The following is a 1,997-nucleotide window of genomic DNA, read 5'->3' on the forward strand; positions in this document are numbered from 1 at the left end:
GACGAACAATTCCTCGCCCTCAACGAACTGACCCGCGAGCTCGGCCGCCTGGATTACCGCGCTGCCCACGGCACGCCCTGGTACCAGCGCTTCGGCCTGAACAAGAACACAGAACTCCTGCAACTGCTCTGGCCCGCCTACGTCGAGGCCAACCAGCGCCTGCTGCGCGACCCGGCGCTGGCCAGCCTGCAACAACAACTCACTGCCCTGATCAAGTTGCCCGCCGACAGCCCCGAACGCCTCAAGCGCGCGCCCCAGGCCTACGAACAACTCAAGGCTTACCTGATGCTGGCGCGGCCGGAAAAAGCCGATGCGAGTTTTCTGGTCAAAGTGATGGGCTCGCTCGAGCCGAGCGCCGACGGGGTTTCGCCGGGGCTGTGGCACGGTCTGTCGCCGCTGCTCTGGCAGTTCTATGGCGAGCAGTTGGCGGCGCATCCGCAGTGGGGGATGCCGGCCGATCCGCAGCTGGTGGCCCAGGTGCGCCAGCTGCTGCTCGGCCAGTTGGGTCAGCGCAATGCCGAAGCCAGCCTGTACCGCCAGGTGCTCGACGCCTCGGCCAATCATTCCCCGGCGTTAAATCTGGCGCAGATGGTCGGCGACACCGAGGCGCGAGCGTTGTTCGTCAGCCCGGCCAGCGTGCCGGGGGTGTTTACCCGCCAGGCCTGGGAGGGCCAGGTGCGCCCGGCCATCGAGGCCGTCGCCGAGGCGCGGCGTGAGGAAATCGACTGGGTGCTCAGCGACCGGCCGGGCGACATCGCCGCCGAGTTGACCCCGGACATGCTGCGCGAACGCCTGACCCGGCGCTACTTCCAGGACTACGCCAGCGCCTGGCTGAAGTTCCTCAACCGCCTGCGCTGGCAGCCGGCCAACAACCTCGGCGAGGTGATCGACCAGCTGACCCTGATGAGCGACGTGCGCCAGTCGCCGCTGATCGCGCTGATGAACACCCTGGCCTACCAGGGCCAGGCCGGCACCCGCAGCCAGGCGTTGGCCGACTCGCTGATCAGCTCGGCGCAGAAGCTGATCGCCCAGGCGCCGGCGCCGTTGATCGAGCAGGCGCAGCAGGGGCCCAAAGGCCCCTTGGACGCCACCTTCGGTCCGCTGCTGGCCCTGCTCGGCAAGCCCCCCGAAGGCCAGAGCGATAACGAGCGCCTGAGCCTGCAAGCCTTCCTCAACCAGGTCACGCGCACCCGCCTGACCCTGCAACAGGTGAACCACGCCGCCGACCCGCAGGACATGACCCAGACCCTGGCGCAGACGGTGTTCCAGGGCAAAAGCATCGACCTCACCGACACCCGCGCCTACGGCAGCCAGCTCGCCGCCAGCCTCGGGGCGGAGTGGGGCGGTATCGGCCAGACCCTGTTCGTGCAGCCACTGGAGCAGGCCTGGCAGCGGGTCCTGCAACCCTCAGCCAGCAGCCTCAACCGCCAGTGGCAACGGGCGATCGTCAGCGAATGGCACGAAGCGTTCACCGGGCGCTACCCCTTCGCGGTCACCGCCAGCGACGCCTCGCTGCCGATGCTCGGGCAGATGATCCGCGCCGACTCCGGGCGCCTCGAGCAATTCCTGCAGCGCGAACTGGGCGGCTTGCTGCGCAAGGAGGGCAGCCGCTGGGTGGCCGACGCCCAACACAGCCAGGGCCTGCGTTTCAATCCGCAGTTCCTCACGGCGATCAACCAGCTCAGCCACCTGGCCGACGTGCTGTTTACCGACGGCGGCATGGGCCTGAGCTTCGAACTGCAAGGCAAACCGGTGCGCGACGTGGTGCAAACCACCTTCACCCTCAACGGCGAGAAACACGAGTACTTCAACCAGAAGGAAAGCTGGCAGCGCTTCAACTGGCCCGGTCGCAGCCAATACCCCGGCGCGAGCCTGACCTGGACCAGCGTGCAGGCCAACGAACGGCTGTTCGGCGACTACGCAGGCACCTGGGGCCTGATCCGCCTGCTGGAACAAGCCCAGGTCACGCCGCTGGACGACGGCGACAGCCGTTTTCG

Annotated in this window: 1 protein-coding gene; it reads left to right on the forward strand. The window is 67.8% G+C overall.

What is annotated here, in order from left to right:
* On the forward strand, nucleotides 1-1,997 hold a 1,997-nt coding region (locus AC3WWR_RS30815; protein WP_492599319.1), incomplete at both ends, for an ImcF-related family protein.

The organism is Pseudomonas sp. EB271-G4-1, assembly GCF_058791355.1.